Annotated in this window: 19 protein-coding genes and 1 pseudogene; 11 read left to right on the top strand and 9 right to left on the bottom strand. The window is 36.2% G+C overall.

Translation table 11 applies throughout. The features are described from left to right. Nucleotides 1-127: 127 nt before the first annotated feature. Nucleotides 128-1,729, bottom strand: a complete 1,602-nt coding sequence (locus ACOMCU_RS03005; protein WP_421049490.1) for a Na/Pi cotransporter family protein — start codon at nucleotides 1,727-1,729, stop codon at nucleotides 128-130. Nucleotides 1,730-2,735: 1,006 nt separating this feature from the next. On the opposite strand from ACOMCU_RS03005, the gene ACOMCU_RS03000 reads away from it, so the two are divergent. Next, nucleotides 2,736-3,038: a hypothetical protein gene (locus ACOMCU_RS03000; RefSeq protein ID WP_010860774.1), complete on the top strand. Its 303-nt coding sequence runs from the start codon at nucleotides 2,736-2,738 to the stop codon at nucleotides 3,036-3,038. 346 nt (nucleotides 3,039-3,384) lie between these two features. On the opposite strand, the gene ACOMCU_RS02995 is transcribed toward ACOMCU_RS03000, so the two are convergent. Both ACOMCU_RS02995 and ACOMCU_RS02990 read right to left on the bottom strand, forming a co-directional pair. Next, a complete protein-coding gene (locus tag ACOMCU_RS02995; protein ID WP_010860773.1) occupies nucleotides 3,385-4,902 on the bottom strand; it encodes a sensor histidine kinase in 1,518 nt (505 codons plus the stop codon). Continuing rightward, nucleotides 4,886-5,587: a response regulator transcription factor gene (locus tag ACOMCU_RS02990; RefSeq protein WP_010860772.1), complete on the bottom strand. Its 702-nt coding sequence runs from the start codon at nucleotides 5,585-5,587 to the stop codon at nucleotides 4,886-4,888. Before ACOMCU_RS02990 ends, ACOMCU_RS02995 begins: the two co-directional genes overlap by 17 nt. Before the next feature lie 216 nt (nucleotides 5,588-5,803). Here ACOMCU_RS02990 and ACOMCU_RS02985 point away from each other — a divergent pair, with 216 nt between their 5' ends. Next, nucleotides 5,804-6,193 carry a hypothetical protein gene (locus tag ACOMCU_RS02985; protein ID WP_421049419.1) on the top strand — a complete coding sequence of 130 codons (390 nt, stop codon included), beginning with the start codon at nucleotides 5,804-5,806 and terminating at the stop codon, nucleotides 6,191-6,193. A 22-nt stretch (nucleotides 6,194-6,215) separates the two neighbouring features. On the opposite strand, the gene ACOMCU_RS02980 is transcribed toward ACOMCU_RS02985, so the two are convergent. Beyond that, on the bottom strand, nucleotides 6,216-6,803 hold the full coding sequence (locus tag ACOMCU_RS02980) for a DedA family protein (RefSeq protein ID WP_010860771.1): 588 nt from the start codon (nucleotides 6,801-6,803) through the stop codon (nucleotides 6,216-6,218). Further along, complete coding sequence (locus tag ACOMCU_RS02975) at nucleotides 6,803-7,381, bottom strand: class I SAM-dependent methyltransferase (RefSeq protein WP_421049418.1); 579 nt, start codon at nucleotides 7,379-7,381, stop codon at nucleotides 6,803-6,805. Before ACOMCU_RS02975 ends, ACOMCU_RS02980 begins: the two co-directional genes overlap by 1 nt. A gap of 296 nt (nucleotides 7,382-7,677) precedes the next feature. Here ACOMCU_RS02975 and ACOMCU_RS02970 point away from each other — a divergent pair, with 296 nt between their 5' ends. Beyond that, nucleotides 7,678-8,580, top strand: a complete 903-nt coding sequence (locus tag ACOMCU_RS02970; protein WP_010860769.1) for a hypothetical protein — start codon at nucleotides 7,678-7,680, stop codon at nucleotides 8,578-8,580. Nucleotides 8,581-8,865: 285 nt separating this feature from the next. Here the strand turns inward: ACOMCU_RS02970 and ACOMCU_RS02965 are convergent, their stop codons facing one another. Next, nucleotides 8,866-9,093, bottom strand: a complete 228-nt coding sequence (locus tag ACOMCU_RS02965) for a hypothetical protein (RefSeq protein ID WP_421049417.1) — start codon at nucleotides 9,091-9,093, stop codon at nucleotides 8,866-8,868. 149 nt (nucleotides 9,094-9,242) lie between these two features. Here ACOMCU_RS02965 and ACOMCU_RS02960 point away from each other — a divergent pair, with 149 nt between their 5' ends. From ACOMCU_RS02960 to ACOMCU_RS02935, 6 genes are all read left to right on the top strand, one after another. Then, nucleotides 9,243-9,971, top strand: a complete 729-nt coding sequence (locus ACOMCU_RS02960) for an ABC transporter ATP-binding protein (RefSeq protein ID WP_010860768.1) — start codon at nucleotides 9,243-9,245, stop codon at nucleotides 9,969-9,971. After that, entirely contained in the window at nucleotides 9,968-10,984 is a 1,017-nt protein-coding gene (locus ACOMCU_RS02955) for an ABC transporter permease (protein WP_421049416.1), read from the top strand. The genes ACOMCU_RS02960 and ACOMCU_RS02955 overlap by 4 nt, the downstream gene beginning before the upstream one ends. 222 nt (nucleotides 10,985-11,206) lie before the next feature. Then, nucleotides 11,207-12,085, top strand: coding sequence for an ABC transporter ATP-binding protein (locus ACOMCU_RS02950; RefSeq protein WP_421049415.1), 879 nt, complete (start codon nucleotides 11,207-11,209; stop codon nucleotides 12,083-12,085). 22 nt (nucleotides 12,086-12,107) lie between these two features. Next, a complete protein-coding gene (locus ACOMCU_RS02945) occupies nucleotides 12,108-12,818 on the top strand; it encodes a hypothetical protein (protein WP_036131997.1) in 711 nt (236 codons plus the stop codon). A gap of 62 nt (nucleotides 12,819-12,880) precedes the next feature. Further along, on the top strand, nucleotides 12,881-13,588 hold the full coding sequence (locus ACOMCU_RS02940) for a response regulator transcription factor (protein WP_421049414.1): 708 nt from the start codon (nucleotides 12,881-12,883) through the stop codon (nucleotides 13,586-13,588). A gap of 13 nt (nucleotides 13,589-13,601) precedes the next feature. Beyond that, complete coding sequence (locus ACOMCU_RS02935) at nucleotides 13,602-15,041, top strand: sensor histidine kinase (protein WP_010860763.1); 1,440 nt, start codon at nucleotides 13,602-13,604, stop codon at nucleotides 15,039-15,041. Nucleotides 15,042-15,323: 282 nt separating this feature from the next. Here ACOMCU_RS02935 and ACOMCU_RS02930 read toward each other — a convergent pair. Both ACOMCU_RS02930 and ACOMCU_RS02925 read right to left on the bottom strand, forming a co-directional pair. Further along, a pseudogene (locus ACOMCU_RS02930) lies at nucleotides 15,324-15,779 on the bottom strand (DUF4184 family protein). 31 nt (nucleotides 15,780-15,810) lie between these two features. Next, nucleotides 15,811-15,918, bottom strand: a complete 108-nt coding sequence (locus tag ACOMCU_RS02925) for a DUF4184 family protein (RefSeq protein WP_010860760.1) — start codon at nucleotides 15,916-15,918, stop codon at nucleotides 15,811-15,813. 198 nt (nucleotides 15,919-16,116) lie between these two features. Between ACOMCU_RS02925 and ACOMCU_RS02920 the strand changes: the two genes are divergently transcribed. After that, nucleotides 16,117-16,875, top strand: a complete 759-nt coding sequence (locus ACOMCU_RS02920; RefSeq protein WP_010860759.1) for an ABC transporter ATP-binding protein — start codon at nucleotides 16,117-16,119, stop codon at nucleotides 16,873-16,875. 3 nt (nucleotides 16,876-16,878) lie between these two features. Beyond that, nucleotides 16,879-19,263 (top strand): ABC transporter permease, encoded by a 2,385-nt coding sequence (locus tag ACOMCU_RS02915; RefSeq protein ID WP_421049413.1) that lies wholly within the window; start codon nucleotides 16,879-16,881, stop codon nucleotides 19,261-19,263. Between the two features lie 183 nt (nucleotides 19,264-19,446). Here the strand turns inward: ACOMCU_RS02915 and ACOMCU_RS02910 are convergent, their stop codons facing one another. After that, on the bottom strand, nucleotides 19,447-20,559 hold the full coding sequence (locus ACOMCU_RS02910; RefSeq protein ID WP_010860757.1) for an HBL/NHE enterotoxin family protein: 1,113 nt from the start codon (nucleotides 20,557-20,559) through the stop codon (nucleotides 19,447-19,449). Nucleotides 20,560-20,582: the final 23 nt, after the last annotated feature.

Below are 20,582 nucleotides of genomic sequence, written 5' to 3'. Positions count from 1 at the left end.
GTTTTATCCGTCACTTCGCCGGGTTTATCCGTCACTTCGAGAGTTCTATCCACCACTTCACCAGGTCTATCCGTCACGCTATAAAAAAGAGCTGTTCAGCAAATAAATCTTCGCTGAACAGCTTATTTTAGGCAATAACAGTTTCCGCTATGTTCGAGGCATGATCACCGATTCTTTCTAGATTACTGACTATATCGGCAAAAACGATTCCTGCTGAACCTGAGCATGTACCTTCATTTAAACGCTTAATATGCAATTTGCGTAATCGACGCTCCATGTTGTCGATTTCATTTTCTTTTTCTAATACTTGCTGCGCTAAAGAGATATCACGCTTATCAAGAGCTTCAATCGCCAGTTTAACTGTATCTAAAGTAAAGATAAACATATCCTCCAATTCTTTAAGCGCTTGATCACTTAGGCGAACACGATTACTATCTTTGTATAGTAGCAGCTCGATAATATTTTCCACATGATCCCCAATTCGTTCAATATCTCGAATATTTTCAAATAAAGCATGATGCACTTCAGAGTCATGACTTGATAATGATTGCTTGGACAGCTCGACTAAATACTCCGTTGTTTTACGATCTAAATTGTTAATGGCTTCTTCCAACTGACCTACAGTCCCCATTAATTTTCCATCAGATGTTTTTAAAATTGTCAGTGTATCTTCAAGTCCTTGAATACTATATTCACCCATGCGTAACACTTCCATTTTTGCCTGTCCCAGTGCAACAGAAGGTGATTGAACAATTAAGTTTTTATCTAAAAATTTAGGTTTATATTCGACGACTGAATCCTCACCTGGGATTAATTTTGTTACAGCGTAAGCCCAAAATCCAATTAATGGTAATTGAATAAGTGTATTCACAACGTTAAACGTCCCATGCGCAAAGGCAATTTGCATTTTCGGTTCTAAATTTAATACACCTGCTATCCATTCCACATAATTCGTAAACACTCCTAAAAAAAGCATAAACAGTATCGTTCCAAAAACATTGAATAGAACGTGCGTTGCTGCTGCGCGCTTTGCAGCGATCGAGGCACCTAATGCAGCTAAGATAGCTGTTATCGTTGTCCCAATATTATCACCAAATAATACAGGTAAAGCACCATGCAATGAAATTAAATCTTCTGCATATAGCCCTTGTAAAATGCCGACTGTAGCCGAGGATGATTGAACAATCAATGTAAATATCGTACCTACTAGCACACCTAAAATAGGTACATCAGACATTTGCACAGTTAAATCTAAAAATGGTTGCCAATCTCGTAGCGGTTTCATCCCACCACTCATCAGCTCTAAACCGATAAATAAACCCGCAAATCCAAACAATATTTGTCCAATATTTTGAACCATGCTTTTCTTAAAGAAGAATAAGCAAACCGCACCCACTGCCATAATGGGATAAGCATATGCACCTACGTCAATTCCTATAATAAAGGCCGTTATCGTAGTACCGATATTTGCGCCCATAATTACGCCAATTGCCTGACGTAATTTCATTAACCCTGCACTCACTAAACCAACTGTTATAACTGTCGTACCTGAACTCGATTGAATCAGAACTGTAACGACAATTCCGACTAATACGCCCATTAAAGGATTCGTTGTAAATTTATCTAAAATATCTCGTAGGCGATCACCTGCAGCCTTTTGCAAGCCATCCCCCATGAATTTAATGGCAAATAAAAATAAGCCCAAACCTCCGAGAAATTGGAAAATCATTTCTTGTACGTTGATATCCAAACACTCTCAACCCTTTCACTTGATGTCAGACTTTATTATTAATAGTTTCTAATTGTTTGTAAATATCGTTTACAATGCATTAAACAAATGTTTACATACACTTTACAATTAATCCAAAGAAACGACATATTCGCTAGATTATACTTAAAAACAAATATTTTTTAGCAATACTAAACATAACAACTCAAAAAAACATGTAGAAGCTATTCAATAGTCTTCCCATGTTTTTTCTAAGCAAACTATAAATTAATCTCGTTTTAAGGTTTAAGGATGTCCTAAATCAAGAAGCCGTTCTCAAAATTCTCATAGGAAACTTAAAAGCAATTTCACACAGTAACTTTACAAATTATTTTTACTGTTGAAATAAGTATGAAAAGCAGCTAACCGTATATTGCTAGTAGAGCTAACAAGATTATTAGGCGTAGCCAATTTCGCTTTGGTAAGCTTAGTTGCGGCTCTGGTCTATCTCTTTTTCGCTCGGGTAAGTCCACTTGACGCTCCGGTCTACCTCTTCTTCGCTCGGGTAAGCTTACTTTCCGCTCCGGTCTACCGCTTCTTCGCTCGGGTCAATCCACTTGGCGCTCCGGTCAGCCGCTTCTTCGCTCGGGTCAATCCACTTGGCGCTCCGGTCAGCCGCTTCTTCGCTCGGGTCAATCCACTTGGCGCTCCGGTCAGCCGCTTCTTCGCTCGGGTAAGTCCACTTGACGCTCCGGTCTACCGCTTCTTCGCTCGGGTCAACCCACTTGGCGCTCCGGTCAGCCGCTTCTTCGCTCGGGTAAACCTAGTTACCGCTCTAGTAAATTTCCCACAGGTATTACAATAGGCTCTATTATGACTTATATGATATTATTGAATACTAACTAAAACATAAAGGGGCTGACAAGCCTAGTTATTTGATGAATACCTAAACTGTGCCTTCGCATTTTAATGGCAAATGACTAGTGCCATCCTTTTTTTATCTAAATTTAAAAAAGAGGAGATTGAAATGGATCTATTTATTGCTAGTAATCGTCAATTACCCATCCGTTATTATGTTAATGAAGCGATTTGGATTCGTCGCGGTTGTTGCTACCTTCCTCAGTTAACACTTCCGTTTTTTGTAGAGGTAGAAGTCAAGAACACTTTGAATTTACAAATAATCACAGAATACGTTTTAGAACTTCAAAGGCAGTATAAATATACAGAAATACAAATACTAATTAGGGACACAACGATGTTAGTAGAAATGTTAGAAAATTTCCCTATAAGTCTATCATCTAATCACCTTCTAAAAATTGAAAAACTGTAGCAGCAGTCGGTTCTTCACCAGCATTCAATATTGTCGATTCCATCTAAGTAGCAATATAAAATGGACTTACGTTTGATTGTTAATTTCCAGCAGTATATATCGCTTGCTTTCATAAATAGCTAAAGTTTTTTAAAATTATCTTAGATTTTTTTGCTCTGCCTATGGATTTCCTCTGCTCATTAGCTCCTTGTAGCCCCGCTGCAATGAAGCAAAAAATTCAACAAGTTGTATGAAAGAAAAGTGCACAATCTCTTCGCTTGAAATCTGCACCTGTCGGAAAAATCGTTACATAATCCTTCTTTAAAATACACCCTTCTATCAATAAAATTGTTTAGTGCTATAAAAATTATTGTGCTGAAATCGGCAACAAGATTGTAAATTGCAACAACCCATCTTCATAATTTGCACCGATTTCCCCTCCGTGTAGTTCAACAATACTTTTGGCAATGGCAAGACCAAGACCTGATCCTTCCGATACATTTGTTCTAGATTGATCTTTTTTATAAAATCGTTCAAACAAGTTCACTAATTCTTCTTTGGTAAACTGTTCACTGTGATTTGCGACACAGATTTGCAGGCTATTTTGTTGTTTTTTAAAAGAGACTTTAATTTCTCCTCCACTTGTACTATATTTGATCGCATTCATCAATAAATTATCAAATACTCGTACAATTTTTTCCGAATCGACAGAAGCATATATGCGTTCTTCAGGGTAATTTTTTTCAAATAAAAGGTTTCGCTCTTCTGCTTGCGGTACCAATTCCTCTATTAGTTGATCAAGTAGCTCATTGATACATACATTGTGCTGGTTTAATACAATATTTTCGTTCGTTAGTTTCGTGTACTCAAATAAATCATCAATTAAATTTTTTAACTGCTCTGACTTTGAAAATGCTATTTTTATATAATCCTCATATTGCTCTCTCGTGTCATATCTCCCCTCTCTTAATAAACGCAAATACCCCATAATAGACGTAAGGGGTGTCCGCAAATCATGCGATACATTAGTAATTAGCTCATTTTTTTGTTTTTCAATTCTTCGTTCCTTTGCTATAGTTGTCATTATCGCTTCAGCCATATGATTTACATTCTCCGTTAATAATGCTATTTCGTCTATGCCCTTTTTCTCTATTCGATAGGCTAAGTTCCCTTTAGCCATTTCCATAACCCCCTTCGCCAATGCCTCAATTTGATTCATTTTTCGTTTCGTTATATAGAAGAATGAAAAGGTAAAAACAGCAATTGCAATAAATAATGGGATAAGGCCTTCTGTCGAACTTGCGATAACCACGCCCTCCGGAATACCACTGACAAACAAATATAAGTTTTTATCTTCTATAGTTAATGGATAAAATGCAATAAATTCTTGCTGCAATTGTTCGATTGCCGGTATCTCATAATTATAGAGTGGATGGTTAATCGCAAAATCCATTACATGACGAATTTTATTATGCAAATTGATGTGTTCCTCTTCCACTTGCTTGGTTTTGTATATAACCTTTCCACTCTCATCGGTTACTATCACATTCAACGCACTCTGTTTCATTTCAAGCTTTACATTTTCTGCTTCAATCATTTGCTGTAAAGATACTACACTATTTTCATTGATAGCTATATCTGCCGCACGCTGCGCTTGAAAATTTATTTGCTGCATCCCTTGACTATAGTCAATTGTAGCTGTTTGATAAATATTCAATACAAACGGAAGGGTTGCTCTAGCTGCAAGTAAACCCAAAAAAGCACAAAGAATAAAAGTCGTCAATAGTTGAATTCTAATGCTTTGCCGAACTTTTGTTATCGCATTTACAATGAGCTTTTTTAGTTTGTTTAATAAGTAAAGAAATAGCTTACTGATCTTTCTCAATTTTATAACCTACTCCCCATACGGTTTTAATATATTGAGGATTTCTAGGATTTGTCTCAATTCTTTCTCGAATTTTACGAATATGTACCATGACCGTATTTTCTGACTGTATAGCCTCTTCCTTCCAAACCTTTTCATAAATTTGCTCAGCACTCAGCACCATTCCTTGATTTCGTGCGAGTAATTCAAGAATTGAAAACTCCCTTGGTGTAAGCTTAACTTTTTGATTGTTTACGATTACTTCATGTGTTGCTATATTAATTTGCATATCGCCAATTTCAATTTCATTGTCATCAGCTACTTCCGCATTGCTCATTTTCAAATACCTTCTAAGCTGTGATTTTATGCGAGCAATTAGCTCCAACGGGTTAAAGGGTTTTGTTACATAGTCGTCGGCACCTATCGTTAAACCAACAATTTTATCCATATCTTGTGTTTTTGCCGACAGCATAATAATCGGCATCTCAGCTATTTCTCTTACTTTCATACACATTTGGATACCATCCACTTTAGGCATCATAATATCTAAGACAATTAAATGTACCTTGTGTTGCTTCAACAGCAATAATCCTTCTTCTCCATCACTTGCTTGTAATACTTCATATCCATCATTTTTTAAATAAATGGCGATAAGATCCCTTATTTCTTTTTCATCGTCCACTACTAGTATTGTTTCTTTAGTCATATTATCCCACCAATTTTCCGCAAAATATATTATATTAATACTTTATATTTAACCATTATTTCTCATTATTTTTAACTATTTAAATCAATTTCATAATTCACTTTCATACTAATAAAGGCGAATGTTATTAATGAAAATAAAGTAATTGTTCATCGTTAAATTCCGCTACAGGGGGACGCTTTCTGCGGGCAAGCATCGAGCGCTTCGGGGCAACAAATGTTTTATGTGCGAAAGCGAAAGCGTCAGCAACAAATGTTTTATGTGCGAAAGCGAAAGCGTCAGCAACAAATGTTTTATGTGCGAAAGCGAAGCGTCAGCAACAAATGTTTTATGTGCGAAAGCGAAGCGTCAGCAACAAATGTTTTATGTGCGAAAGCGAAGCGTCAGCAACTGGTGTTTTTATGTGCGAAAGCGAAGCGTCAGCAACTGGTGTTTTTATGTACGAAAGCGAAGCGTCAGCAACAGGTTGTTGGTTACGAAGGCTTTGTCACAGGACGTGATGGTGTTACCTTCGTTCCCAAAAACTCAGTCCAGGGTTTCTGTTCACTTTCCCGCTGGAGTCGCCGCCTTACGCTCCTACCAAAAATGTTGGCGTTTTTTTTATAGAAAAACTATTTATGGAATTAATTCATTTAACTAACTTTCGTCTATTAAAATAATAAAAAATGCACGCAATCATAACGATTATGCCAAAATATAAACCATATTGCGTGGCAAGTTTTCCTATAAGCTCAATTTGTTTGCCAAAGAAAAAACCAAGCGTAAAATAAATCATTGTCCATATAAAGCCTGTTGTGTACGAATACAAAGCATAAATTTTAAATGACATGTTATTCATTCCAACCAAATAAGGAATAATGTGCCTAACCACTGGAATAAAATAACTTATCACTAAAGCAAAATGCCCGTACTTACTGAGCATGTCTTTCGACTGTAAAAGATATTTCGCTTTGTTCTTTTTCACCAATTTGTCGAGCACTTTATGTCCAAACAGTTTTCCTAGGACATACCCTAATGACAGCCCTGACACAACACCTAAGTAAGTTAAGATAAAAGCTGGAATGACACCCATTTTTTCTAAAGATGACAAAAATCCGCCACTCATAACGATCATTTCATCAGGAATAGGCATGCCAACGATACCAAGCCATAAGCTAAAAAATAAAGCAAAATAACCATAATGTTCAATAAAGCCCATCAATTCATGTAAGTCCATTACTGACATAACCTCTGGCTTCCTTTTTTGCAACTTAACACATAGGCAGGTGGAATATTCACCCAAACCTTTTTCAGTGTAATATCGTCAAAAAAATTTTGGATAAAGGATTTCTTAACGAGTGAATATTGAAAGGTAATAAATTCGCCATCCTCATGTAATGTCTCGTTTACATTATTTAAAATTCGTGATGATACTGCTGGTTCCAGAGATGTAAAAGGTAAGCCAGATAATATATAGTCAATCTTTTTAATATGTAATGACTTCAAGTACGAACTAAGATTTTCGGCCGAGCCATGTATAACAAAAACACTCGGATCATCTTGATATTGCTTCGTTAATGCACTAGCAAAAATTTCATTATTTTCGATTAGAACGAGTTTTGTTTGTTGCTGTTTTCTCTTCATAATCTCTTTCGTAAAAGAGCCTGTTCCAGGACCTAATTCAACAATGCAGTGTGCTTCTTCAAAAATAATGGCTTCTACCATTTTTTTTGCTAATATTTTTGAACTTGGTGAAATTGCTCCTGTATTTTTCGGATGTTTAATGAATTCAGTAAGGAATGTTATATATTGCATTTAATATCTCCCGTTTTGTGTCTTGTAAGTTAACTCTTACTATAAGGAGTATTTCTTAATAAAAAGCGGGGAGATTTCTTAAGTTTTTCTTAAGTGCCAAAAATAACAATTTTTTGTAATCATAAACGGGTCATTTTATCTATACACTTTAAGAAATTGCATTATCTCTTTCTTTAAAAAAGCTAGAAATTATTTCCCTCTTAAAATAGGCATACAATTGCATCCAATTGAATAGAAACCTATATAGAGAAGTAATAGCAATCTAGCTAAAGTAAAATAAAGTGGGGTGTAAAGGAATGCTAGAAATAAGTAATGCAAAAGAGATGGTACTTGAAATAGTGCAACATGATCCACTTTTCGTCGTTATACAACATACGCCTTTAGAAGAACACCTTTATAGTGATGTCTATTTAACACACATTCAAGAAAAAGAACACTACTCCATTTCAGAGGTTGCCAATTGGTTTGAAATCACTGATGCCATGCTCCGTTATTACATCAAACCTTTTGAGCAATATATTTTTGATAACACCACGATTAACCCAATCACTAATATTCGTTTAAATCTTCCTGCCATATTAAGGTTACGCATGATCCTCCTGTTGAAGGACGAATACCGAGTGAAAGGTTTAAAGTATCTTTTAGGTATTGATGAAGATGGACAGCTTCTCAAACATCAAATCACGGCAACAACACTCGCTTCTACCGACGAATTAGCAAATAAAGTCGATGTGCTAGGTAATGTTTTGCAGCAAATGATGCAAACAGGACTTTTTGATATGCAAACAAGTGATAAACAAGGTATTTTTCAAATTTCGATTAACCAAGATTTTCTCGCTCAAAATATGCAATCTCTTGCCTTCGAGTCAAATCATCAAATTACGGAAATTCAAAAAGAAACAGCAGAACTTAAAGATGAAAACGAAAATTTGCAAAAGCAAATCTTAGAACTTCAAGAGGGTAGTGTGAAGGATATTGTCAAAAAAATTCGTGAACGTCATATAGAAAATGAAATTGTTTCTACATTACGTACAGAAGCCTTACAGCAATTTTCAACGCAAAGTAAGGCGGGGTTTTTCGCTAAAGTTTTCCGTTCTTCCCAAATCGACATGGAAAAAGAGCAATTTGTTGTAGGCTATATTTCGCAGCATTTAGAAGAACGATTAGAGAAGGCTTTAAGTGCTTACTATGAAAAATAAGCCGGTTATTGGTGCCTGGCACCCAAACAATTTTCACACAATTTAATCATTTCATAATTGCCTGGCACCCAACCAACTGGCTCTTACATTGCTATAAGTTAGTCAAAAGACGGAAGAAGCGTAATATGCGAAAATGGATAGTCGCTAGTTCTTCTACATTAAAATCCTCTTCATCACTTTCTAACCATTCCTGTATCACACCTAGTATCGCGGATGTCAGAAAGGCTTGAAAATATTGCCTAAAGACCGGATCTAACTCTTCAGCCTGAATTAAAGAGAGTTTCTCTAATAAGCCATCACTAAAGACTTCTTCATCCTCTTGTTAAAATCGGGACTTCCCTGTGTTCCAAGTATTACGCGTAAGGCTGTTGCATGCTCTTTAATAAACTGAATGACAATGACAAATGGTTGGTAAAGCTGTCCGTTCTGTAAGGCATGAAAGGCTTCTAGTGGTTGAACCTTTTTTACATTACTCTCCAGTCCACTTAATAGCTCCTGCTGTAAATCCTCCATTACCTCAAATTCCTTTTGGTGCCTGGCACGCAAACAATTTCCACACAATTCGCTTAACACTTTTTGTCACTGTGTTTATTGTATTTGCGTATATGCTAAAGTAAAATTTTAATTGTATCAACACGGTGTTCAGTAAAGGAGAGATGGATATGGGAGAAAATGCGATTACGTTAAGCGCCATCGAAAAACGTTTTCATCAGAAACAAGTCATTGCCCCCCTTTCCTTAGAAGTTCCAACAGGGCAACTAATCGGTCTACTTGGTCCTTCTGGCTGTGGGAAAACGACGTTAATCAAAATGATCATGGGGATGATAAAACCCGATAATGGGCGTATCCAAGTATTAGACTATGAAGTACCTCATAAGCAGCTTCTCATAGACATTGGCTATATGGCACAATCGGATGCGCTTTATATCGATTTAACAGGCGCTGAAAATCTTCATTTTTTTGCCAAGCTATACCGATTATCGAAAAATGAGCGTGTGGAACGTGTAGCGTATGCTGCAAATCTTGTGCGTTTAACAGAGGATTTAAATAATAAGGTAGTGAATTATTCCGGTGGTATGAAGCGAAGACTGTCACTAGCGATTGCCTTAATACAAAATCCTAAGCTGTTAATCTTAGATGAACCAACAGTTGGCATCGATCCAGTATTAAAAAAAGAAATTTGGCAGGAGCTTATTCGCCTGAAAGAAGAAGAGCATAAAACCATTTTAGTGACAACGCATGCGATGGACGAGGCAGAACGCTGTGATCGATTAGCCATGCTAAGAAGTGGACAGATATTGGCACAGGGCACACCGCAAGAATTAAAGGCACATTATCAGGCACAAGATTTTGACGAAGTGTTTTTAAAGGCTGGAGGTGCTATCGTATGAGAATTGGCGCCATTGTGACAAGAATTATTCAGCAGATGAAGCGCGATAAACGTACACTTGCCCTGTTGTTTTGTGCACCGCTTCTTGTGCTATCCTTAATGTACTTTATTTTTAATAGTGATGAGTCTGTAGTAACGCTCATCGTATCACACGGTCCATCACAGCTGATTGAAAAACTTGAAGCTGAGGATTTTGATGTTATTCAAAACGATGATGTAACTATCGCTCAATTAAAAGAAAATAAATATGATGCATGGCTAGATATCCAGCAAAAACAAATAAAGCTGACATTACTAAATGATGATCCTTCCGCTGCCAAAGCTTTACAAATGAAGCTAGCACAAGCTTTACAGCCCGAGCAGGCTTCGTCGATGACATTCGTCACCGACTATGTATATGGAGACGAAGACACAGCCATTTTTGATATTTTTAGCCCTATGCTCATTGGCTTCTTCGTTTTCTTTTTCGTCTTTTTAATTACAGGCATCGCATTATTAAAAGAACGGACTTCTGGAACATTAGAGCGCTTATTGGCGACCCCCATTAAACGCTCAGAAATTGTCGCTGGTTATTTGGTGGGATATGGTCTGTTTGCCTTGATTCAGACGATTATTATTGTACTTTTTGGCATCTATGTACTCGATATTGTTCATGTGGGTTCCATCTGGCTCGTGCTTCTTATTAATAGTTTAGTAGCCTTAGTATCATTATCATTAGGGGCGCTGCTATCAAGTTTTGCTGCCTCGGAGTTTCAGATGATGCAGTTTATCCCGCTTGTCATTGTGCCGCAAGTTTTCTTTTCTGGCATCTTCCCGCTCGATAGTATGGTTGAGTGGTTACAAAATATTGGTCGTATCATGCCTCTTTACTATGCAGCAGATGCCTTAAATAGCGTGATGTACAAAGGATTTACCTTTAGTGAAATTCTAGTTGACTTATTGGTACTTGCAGGCTTTGCCCTCCTTTTTATCCTTTTAAATATTATTAGCCTAAAAAAATATCGTTCATTGTAATAAATCTTCACAGGTTCTGCCAGTTCGCACTGAGCAGGACCTTTTTATTGTCATTTCACACGTGTTTATAAACAAAAATAGAAAATTGTTCCACTTTTCAAAAGCAATTGACTACAGATTAATTTATAATAATCTTACAAGTTAATCGGAAAAAACCATTCGAATTTTTGTATCGGGTCATGACCGCATAAAGGGTCATTCATAAAAAAAAGGGGTGTAAACATGAAGACTATTATAGAATTGCAAAACATTTCTAAACAATATAAAGGCAAGAAAGTTTTAGAGAACATGTCATTGTCTGTTTATGCTCATCAGATCATGGCACTTGTAGGAAAGAATGGGTCAGGCAAGAGCACGCTACTAAAAATTATAGGAGGCTTAGCGCATCCAGACGCCGGTGTAATTGACAAGCATCTACCATCTCTAAACATCGGGTACGTGCCAGAAGTAACCCCTTCTCAAATTCTATTTACCCCACAAGAGTATCTGTATCATATGGGCACAATTAGTGGCATGTCTAAGATGCCATTACAGCAACGAATCGATTATTTACTGACTATTTTTAATATGCAAGAGGCTCGCCATACGAGGATTGTCCATTTTTCTAAAGGCATGAAGCAAAAAGTCATGATTATGCAGGCCATGCTTGAAGAAAGAGATCTCCTCATATTGGACGAACCATTATCAGGTCTTGATCCTAAAGCACAAAGTGACTTAGAAGATACACTGGCCTCTCTAAAAGACAATGGCTTAAGTATCGTGTTAACTTGCCACGAAACAAAATTACTAGAAAATCTCGTAGATCGGGTTTTAGTCATACAAAGTGGTCAAGTCAGTCAAACGGATTCATTACACGATATAGAGAATCATAGCAATACAATAATTTTTGAGATTTCCAGTCAAAAGTCACTGGAAGAACTATTGCCTTTTATTGAAATTCACCAACAGCGTTCCTTGAATAATGACGTAAATGAACTAATAGTGACTGTTAATCAAGAGGATACAGACACACTCTTATTGGCATTGCTTCATCAAAATGCCTCCATTAAACAACTACTGCCTACAAATCGGAAAAAAGAAGAATTCTATACCCATTTCTAAATAAGGGGGGCTATAAACCGAGATGAAAAATTTATTGCGCTATCACTGTATCAATTATTTAAGAACTAATAACTATATTCCACCTTTTTCAATTTTCATTTTGTTTATTGTGGTGAATTATACATTTGTGCCTAATCCGATATTAGATAGTTATTCCTTTACATCGATCATGCTGTTCTTTCTTATGGGTTGGTTTACAATCACCGTATTTCACGCGGAAGACGAAGGTCAAAAAGTCATTACCATACTCCATTCTAAAGGGCAAAGTGCGTATAACAGAGCACTTTTTATTGTTTGTGTAGCTATCGCTTTTTGTCTTAGCACGGTGTCCGTGATTTACCCTATTCTGATTGGAGCGTTTAGTGAACAGCCAAGCGTATTACATCTAATAATGGGCTTTCTATCTCACTTTAGTCTGTCTGTCCTAGCTATAGCACTCTCCGCAATATTTACAAGAGAACTCGTGAGAGACAGGCAAAATACTTGGTGGGGCGTTCTTAGTACCCTCATCATAGCTGTTGTAATTGCCACGTTAAAAAGTGTATTGCTACAAGTGAAAGGTCTTATTTGGCTGCTCCCCCCTGTTCATCTAGTTTTAGAAATGATGAGCTCAGACGACAGTTTGAAATATATACCCATTGTTTTTTACTGGCAATTTGCTTGGATTTTTATTTATAGTCTGCTATTGATTGGTTTATTCTTTTTCATCTTGAATCACAAACATAAAGTGTAATGGCGTAAACGTTGTCACTTTTTTATAGTTAGTAAATTTTCATACAAAGGACTGAACGAATCATGAGTAAGAAAGCCACAGTATTAATTATTGAAGACGAACATAATATTGCGAATATCGTTAAAGATTATCTGCGTGTCCATCATTTCGAGCCTATAATATCGCGGACTGGCGAAGATGCTATGCGCTTTCTGAAAGAACAAAGCCCTGACTTCATTATTCTTGACCTTACGCTTCCTGATTGTGATGGTATTGAGTTATGCCGTCAGATTCGTGAGAAAAGTAATGTTGCGATTCTTATATTAAGTGCGAGGGGCAGTGACACAGATAAAGTACTTGGATTAGGTTTCGGTGCTGATGATTATATGACAAAACCCTTCTCCTTAAGCGAACTTGTAGCAAGGATAAATGCACACTTACGTAAACAGGATAGATTATTACAAGAACATACGAAGAAAAAAGAAATAATTCAAATCGACAATATGGAGATCAATAAAACAGAGCATACTTTTAAACGCGACCGACAGCAAATTGCCCTATCAGCGAAAGAATTCGAATTGTTATATTTTTTAATTGAAAGTAGCAATCAAGTTTTCTCAAAAAGTCAGCTACTAGATGCTATTTGGGGCTACGATGCATATGGAGATGAAAATACAATTACTGTTTATATTAGACGGCTTCGAGAGAAAATTGAAAACAATCCATCCAGCCCAGTTTATATCCAAACCGTTTGGGGCGTCGGTTATAAATTTACTACTCAAAACAACTAAATAGGAGCGCGCTATGTATATAAAGAAGTGGATGAAGAAATGGTTAAGAGCCATGTTAGTTTTTTTATTGCTATTATATGGATGTGTACTCTATTTATTTTTTTGTAATTCAAAACCTATTGAGAAATCTAGTAATGATGATGTAATCAATCAAATCAGACTCAATGTAAACCATCTTTTATCATACATAGAAGAACATTTTATAAATATTGAAAAAAATTCTGATTTACAAAGTTCCCTACAAGCAATGAGCAACAAGCAGAAAATAGACGTCACCGTTGTTCAACTAGATAGCAAAGTGATTTTCAGCTCAACCAAAGATTCCCCAACCTACATCAATCTAAAAAATGATTTACATTTTGATTTATATACATCAAAACAGGAACCTGGCATTATTAAAATTGCCTTTCCTATTGTCGGCAAAGACAGACAAAGTCAAATAGGTAATGCCATTTTCACGATCGATCAAGATACACTCATACCTGTACAGCAAACGACTTCAAACAACTACCTAATATTGCTGATTATTAGCATACTGGCCATTTTTATCATAGGTCTTGTCTATCGCATTTATTATAAAACGAAAACAGATATTCTATCTCCTTTAGACAATTTAAAAAAGAGTACAGTAGAAATCGTAAGAGGCAATTATGAACAGAAAACAGCCTATGTAAAAGCTGACGAAATTGGTGATTTATATGCTGTATTTGAACAAATGCGAATAGAAATTATGAATCTTAATAAGCAACGCGATGCACAACAACAGAACCAAAAAAAGCTTGTATCTAGCATTTCGCATGATGTGAAAACACCTCTTACCACCATAAAAGCCTATTTAGATGCCATTGCTGATGGTATTTGTCCTGACATGGAATCGGTCATGGCCTATATTCACGTCATGCAGACAAACACGGAAAAAATGTCGAGACTTCTTGATGATTTATTTATTCATACATTAAAAGAACTTGGTCATATTCCTGTGAACTTAACAGAGCAATACAGTAAAGAGATGTTGGAAAACATCCTTCGTCCTATGAGTCATTACGTACAAACAACCGGCATTCACTTTATAGAGCCTCTAGACATACCCAATGTACTGATTCATGTTGACGAGCAGCGCTTAGAACAAGTCCTTACGAATCTTCTAACGAACGCGCTGAAACATACAACTTCCCGGGATTCAATAACCGTTTCGATTGATGTTGAGGCACAATTTCTTAAAATCATGGTCATTGATAGTGGCAAAGGCATGCTTCCTCAAGATATGCCTTTTATATTTGAACGTTATTTCAGAGGCGTTCATGCTACAGGCGGAACGGCTATTAAGAATGAAGGAGCAGGTCTCGGATTATCGATTTGTCAGCATATTATGGAGGCCCATCATGGTACCATTTCATTTAAAAGTAAGCACAATGAAGGAACAGCCTTTACCCTGCTACTTCCTATTAGGTAAAATCCTACTACCGAATTTAGAGATGATGGTTTGCGACTGCTGAGGGAAAGTAAGCTAGGCAAGACCTCGCTAGACGTAAAAGGGCCTGTCGAGGCTTGCAGAAACCTCGAGGACATCGATATTTGCGCTATTGTGAAGTGAATTGTTGTTGTCGATAGCTGACCAACAAAGAAATCGTGAACAAACTTACGAAAAAGGAATCTATTATTCGGACAACCATTACACCATAATCGCTAATCGAAACATAGGAAAGTAGATACCAGAGACATACGTTTACGCATGTTAAAAAGAAAAGGATACACCAAAAACGAGTTTTTGTTTTGGATAAATAGTCGAGATATTTTGTTTTTTGTCACGGAAGGCTCTATAAATCATATAAACAATGATGCATGTTATTCCAAATAATGTACTGCCATGCTGTAAAAATTTATAGAACGGTATGCCAAAGCCATAAAGACTATACGATTGCATAAACATAGGAAAATTCCGTACCATAAAGCCATTTATATGTGTAAAAGAATCCCACACTACATGCGTTAACATGCCAAAAAGCGCTGAATAACAAAATACGACTACCTTTCATCCTTTACGACCATGTAATGGATTGCTAAATGTATTTTGTAAAAACGCGGGTAAATAATTCTCTAATGTTTGATGGACAAAAGTATGATATATAAAGTAAATAATTATTACCAAGGGAAGATTTAAAAAAACAAACCCTGTAAAGGTATGCCCCACTTCCCCCAATGGTTGACCTCTTAAAAAATATTCAAAAATCAGGAGCCATACTTCCTAAAACCATAGCAGAAAAATGAATATAGTTACTTTTTCTTGAGAAAGGCAATATGGCTGCTGGATGTGCAAAGGTTAATGGCATATTTCGAAGCTCCTATTTTAAATTGCTATTTAGTTGTTTTATATAACGTCTTGTCTTTCAGAAAGTTACTAGTATGCTAAAAAATCACTACGAATAGTACTTGCTACAGTTGATGTAATACTTTATTAATATTTCGATAAGAACATTGTAATAAATAGCCCTTACACTAATAATACAAAGCATTTAGGGGGTGTTAGATTGGAAAAAGAGGTACTAATTCATGCCAGAAATTTATGTAAGACGTATTCAACAGGAAGTGAACAATACCATGCAATAAAAAATATTGATTTGGACATTTTTGATGGTGATTTTACAGTTATTATGGGGAATTCTGGTTCCGGAAAATCCACTCTTCTTTATCTATTAAGTGGACTGGATTCAATTACAGCTGGCGAAGTTTATTTTCGAGGAGACAGGATTGATCGGTTTACTGAAAAACAGCTAGCAGCATTTCGTTCAAAAAAGATAGGCTACATCTATCAAAATAGTAATCTGGTGCCTGACTTGACGATGCTTGAAAATATAGCCCTACCAGGATATATTGCAAAAATAGCTAAAGATAAAGTGCTAAAAAAGGCAGAGATGCTTCTACAAACGATGGGCTTGGAAGAGCAACGTAACCGTCTGCCCTCTCAAACATCAGGTGGCCAGCAACAAAGAGCTGCAATCGCTAGGGCATTAGTTAATAGCCCAGAGGTAATTTTTGCTGATGAACCCACCGGTAGTTTAAATTATAATCAAGGAGTTGCCGTATTAGATACTTTAACAAATATGAATAATAAAGGGCAGTCCATTGTAATGATTACACATGATATAAAAGCTGCTTGTCGGGCAAACCGACTTATAATTATTCAGGATGGCAAGTTAGATGGTATCTTAAATTTTGAAAAATTTGATGATACGGATATGCAAGAACGTGAACATATTATCTTTTCTTATGTTTCGAGAAAGGAGTAGACTATGTACGCAATCACTACTCTTTGTATCGCCCATATACGAAAAAGAAAAATTCAAAACACACTTATTGCAATACTGATAATGTTGTCAACGTTACTTCTAGTCACATCAGTTACAATTATTAACAATACACATAATATGTTCGAAAAAGCGCACCAAGAATCTAAGGGTGCCCACCAAGTTTTAACGATGGGCGATGATATTCACAATCCCGTGATAGCGAATCGCTGGTGGCAGCAGCAACATGGTGTAACTGCTTCACAACTTATCCCATATAGGAATTTATCGGGCATAAAGTTTAATGGCACTGAAATTCCGAATTTATACTTATTAATGATGAACACACCTAAGACACCTTTAGTCATCGACCAACTTGTATTTTCACAAGGTGAAAAAAAGTCTTTTCCAGAACAAGGTACCATTTGGATTCCAACCTCAATGGCTACAACTTCAGGCATAGCACTTGGTGATTCTGTGGAATTCCAATCAGATGAAATTAGCTTCAAACTACGTGTCTCAGCGATTGTTATAGATATGCCCTATGGTGGACCATTTACAACAAATGCACGTATATGGATGAATGAGCAAGATTACAAAGTACAATTCGCAACAATGACAGGAACCGATCAATACATGATGGCGTTGAGATTTGATGACTATCAACAGAGTGCAAAATATTGGATGGCATTTGAACAATATTTACAAAGTCCCTATCTTGAATCAAAAATGGACTATGAAGAAATTGCCGCTTTTTATTTGATTATCAATAAAATCATCGGCTTCATGATGATTGTTCTAGGCATAGCAATGCTCTTTATTTCATTATTCATTATAGGTTTTAGTATTTCTGATGCCATTTTATCGAATTACAAAACGATCGGTGTTATTAAATCACTCGGGTTAACATCAAAAGGAATTATCGCCACATATGTGTTGCAATATGGATTGCTGTCCGTGCTGGCCATTATCCCCGGTCTACTAGCCAGTCATATACTATCTCGCATCATCATTGAAAGCTCGTTAGCCTTTTTGAAAGCAGGAAATCATTTAGCCATTATCCAAAATTGGAGCACGAATATCCTTCTAGGCTTGATGTTACTTACGATTATTATTATTACTGCTTTTTTCTGTTCGAATAAGGCTCGTCATGTAGAGCCCGTACAGGCAATCAAGTACGGCATGGCTGAACGCACTAACAGTAAAATGAATAGGCGCTTAAACAAATCAAATCGTATTTTACATGTTATAGAATTACCGATTCAATTAAAACTTGCTTTGAAAAATATGACAAGAAATGTGAAAAGCTCCATTCTTATCATTCTACTCACCTCGCTCACTTGTGCTATTTTAGTTTTTAGTGTTGTCATTCTAAATAGCTTTGTTGCCATCAAACAAACTTCACCGGCTTGGGGCTATGATTCATCGAATATAGCAGTGACCGTATTTAATAAGGCCGCTTTTTCAAAAGAAAGCTTTGAAAAGCAAATCCATACTGATGGAAGAATTAAAAATTACGCATGGTTAGATCAATTAACAGGCGTTGTTCCAAACGACACCCAGCAACCTTTAAACATCAGTATAAATGTTGTAGAAGGTAGCTACGATGACTTAGGCTATGAAAATATATTGGGCCATAACCCTTCTAATAAAAATGAGATTGCTATCGGTGTAAATGTTGCAAGAACTTTAAATAAAAGTTTAGGTGATGTTATAGACGTTTATATTCAAGGTCAACAGCATAGCCTAATCATTACTGGCATTTATCAATCGATAGCCAATATGTCTAACTCTGCAAGAATTACAGCTAAAGTCATCGAGGTTTACAATGTGCATTACTCTGCATCGGAAATCACTATGATTAATTTACAAAATGAAATGTTAGCAGACCAAGTAGTAGATGATTTAAACCAAAAATTCACAGACTCTATCTCAGCTGTAACGCAACAGACATTATTGGACTCCGTTTTCAAAGAGGTAATTACCGTTTTAATCATTCCGCTATCCATAATGGGTATAGTCTTAATGACCGTTACATGTATAATTATTTTCAGTGTTTCTCGAATAAATGTTAGAAAAGAAAGTAGCACTTACGGCATTTACAAAGCCCTTGGTATGACTTCAAACAATATTAGATGGTCCATTACTTTTGGTGTTTTGATCCTGTCGATATCAGGTGCTTTACTCGGTATTTTTTTCGGCATAAAGCTAATTCCGCTTGCACTAAAGAACATTATTTTGGAATATGGATTAATCGAGTTACCACTTGTTATCCATTGGCCTTTAAGTATGGCAGTAGCTAGCTTAAGCATTGTTGCTTCATGCATTGGCTGCTGGTTATCAACAAAAGTTATAGCTAAAACCTCACCTCGTATTTTGCTTGTTGAATAAAAAAAGTGCCCCTCACTTCCTAGTGATGGGGCACTTTAATAATGTGTAATCCGATTTTACTAAAGGTAAAAAAGTATTGTGTTTTAATCATGTGTATCTTTTATTGCCTTATTTAGTTTGAGATTACAGGATTCTAGATTTTTTTATGTCAATCTATATGCCTCTATTCTGCGTGGCATCAGGTTATATTTTTAATTCTTTTATACCTTCCTTTAATGTGTCTGCATCTATTTTTAATGTCTTCCAGCTGTCTTTAGCTGCATTCAAGTTAGGTAGTAAAAATTTGAATTTATTTTGATCGGCTTTTTCAGCTGCATTCTCAATATGTCTCAGCACGCCCGTATATTGAGAGTCTAAGTCATTCCATTGCGCAGACATATAAGTAAGTGCATTAATAGCATCATCAAGTGCCCCATACATCTCACTAATATTATTATGTGCAACTCCAACTACACGATTTAATGTTATTTTATAATCAACTGTCTGACTTAATTGTGCTAATAACGGTTCTAATTGACTTAATTGCTCTCTTGCTATTCCCAGCATTATTCCACCGGCAATCCACGTAGGAATAGTAGGCACAGATATTGTGATGATGCCATCACTTTCTAATTGTTTATAATAGTTTACTGATTCTAAAATTTCATTTAGACGCTTTTGATCGTCCTCAACCGCAGCCCCTTGGTTTTTTAAAATCGTCTGTAAGAGATCTTTATTACTTCCAAATTCTCGAACATCTTGTCCAATAGCGTCCCTTAATTTAATTAATTCTGCTATTAATTGTTGTGCATACTTTTGATTTAGTTGAATTTCATCTTGTAAATCAGTAATCCCTTCTATTAAAGTCTCTCCATCTGCTGTGTTAATTGCCTCTACAATTACGTCATAATAATTTTCAAATTTTGTATCGTATTCAATAATGCCTGTCAATGTATCTATCAGCTGTTTTTTTACTTTTGTATCCCATGTAACAGCATGTGCTCTTGCATCCTTTTGATCTTGTACAATTTTACCAGGCAAATCTGGATATCCATTAATATTAATGCCTTCAAAGTTCACATCCGGATTCTTAATTAACATAGAAGAATAGGCATTCATAGATTTAGCAAAAAGCCCAGCCTTTTTTAAGGTTTCTTTCATCTTCACTTCGTTTGCTGAAAGAGACGTATCCTCATTGTTAGTTTGTTTAATTTCACTTGTACTTGCAAAAGTAGCTACTGGAGAGACAACAGAAGTTGTTGTCAAGGTTAACATCGTCGATACAGCTAGTAATTTGAATAGATATTTTTTTTTCATTTTATATGCCTCCTCTATATATT

The sequence above is a fragment of the Lysinibacillus sp. UGB7 genome (genome assembly GCF_049058285.1).
GTDB classification, from domain to species: Bacteria; Bacillota; Bacilli; order Bacillales_A; family Planococcaceae; genus Lysinibacillus; species Lysinibacillus sphaericus_B.
Note: the sequence above shows the minus strand (reverse complement) of the source record. Positions and strands in the feature narration are given on the sequence as shown.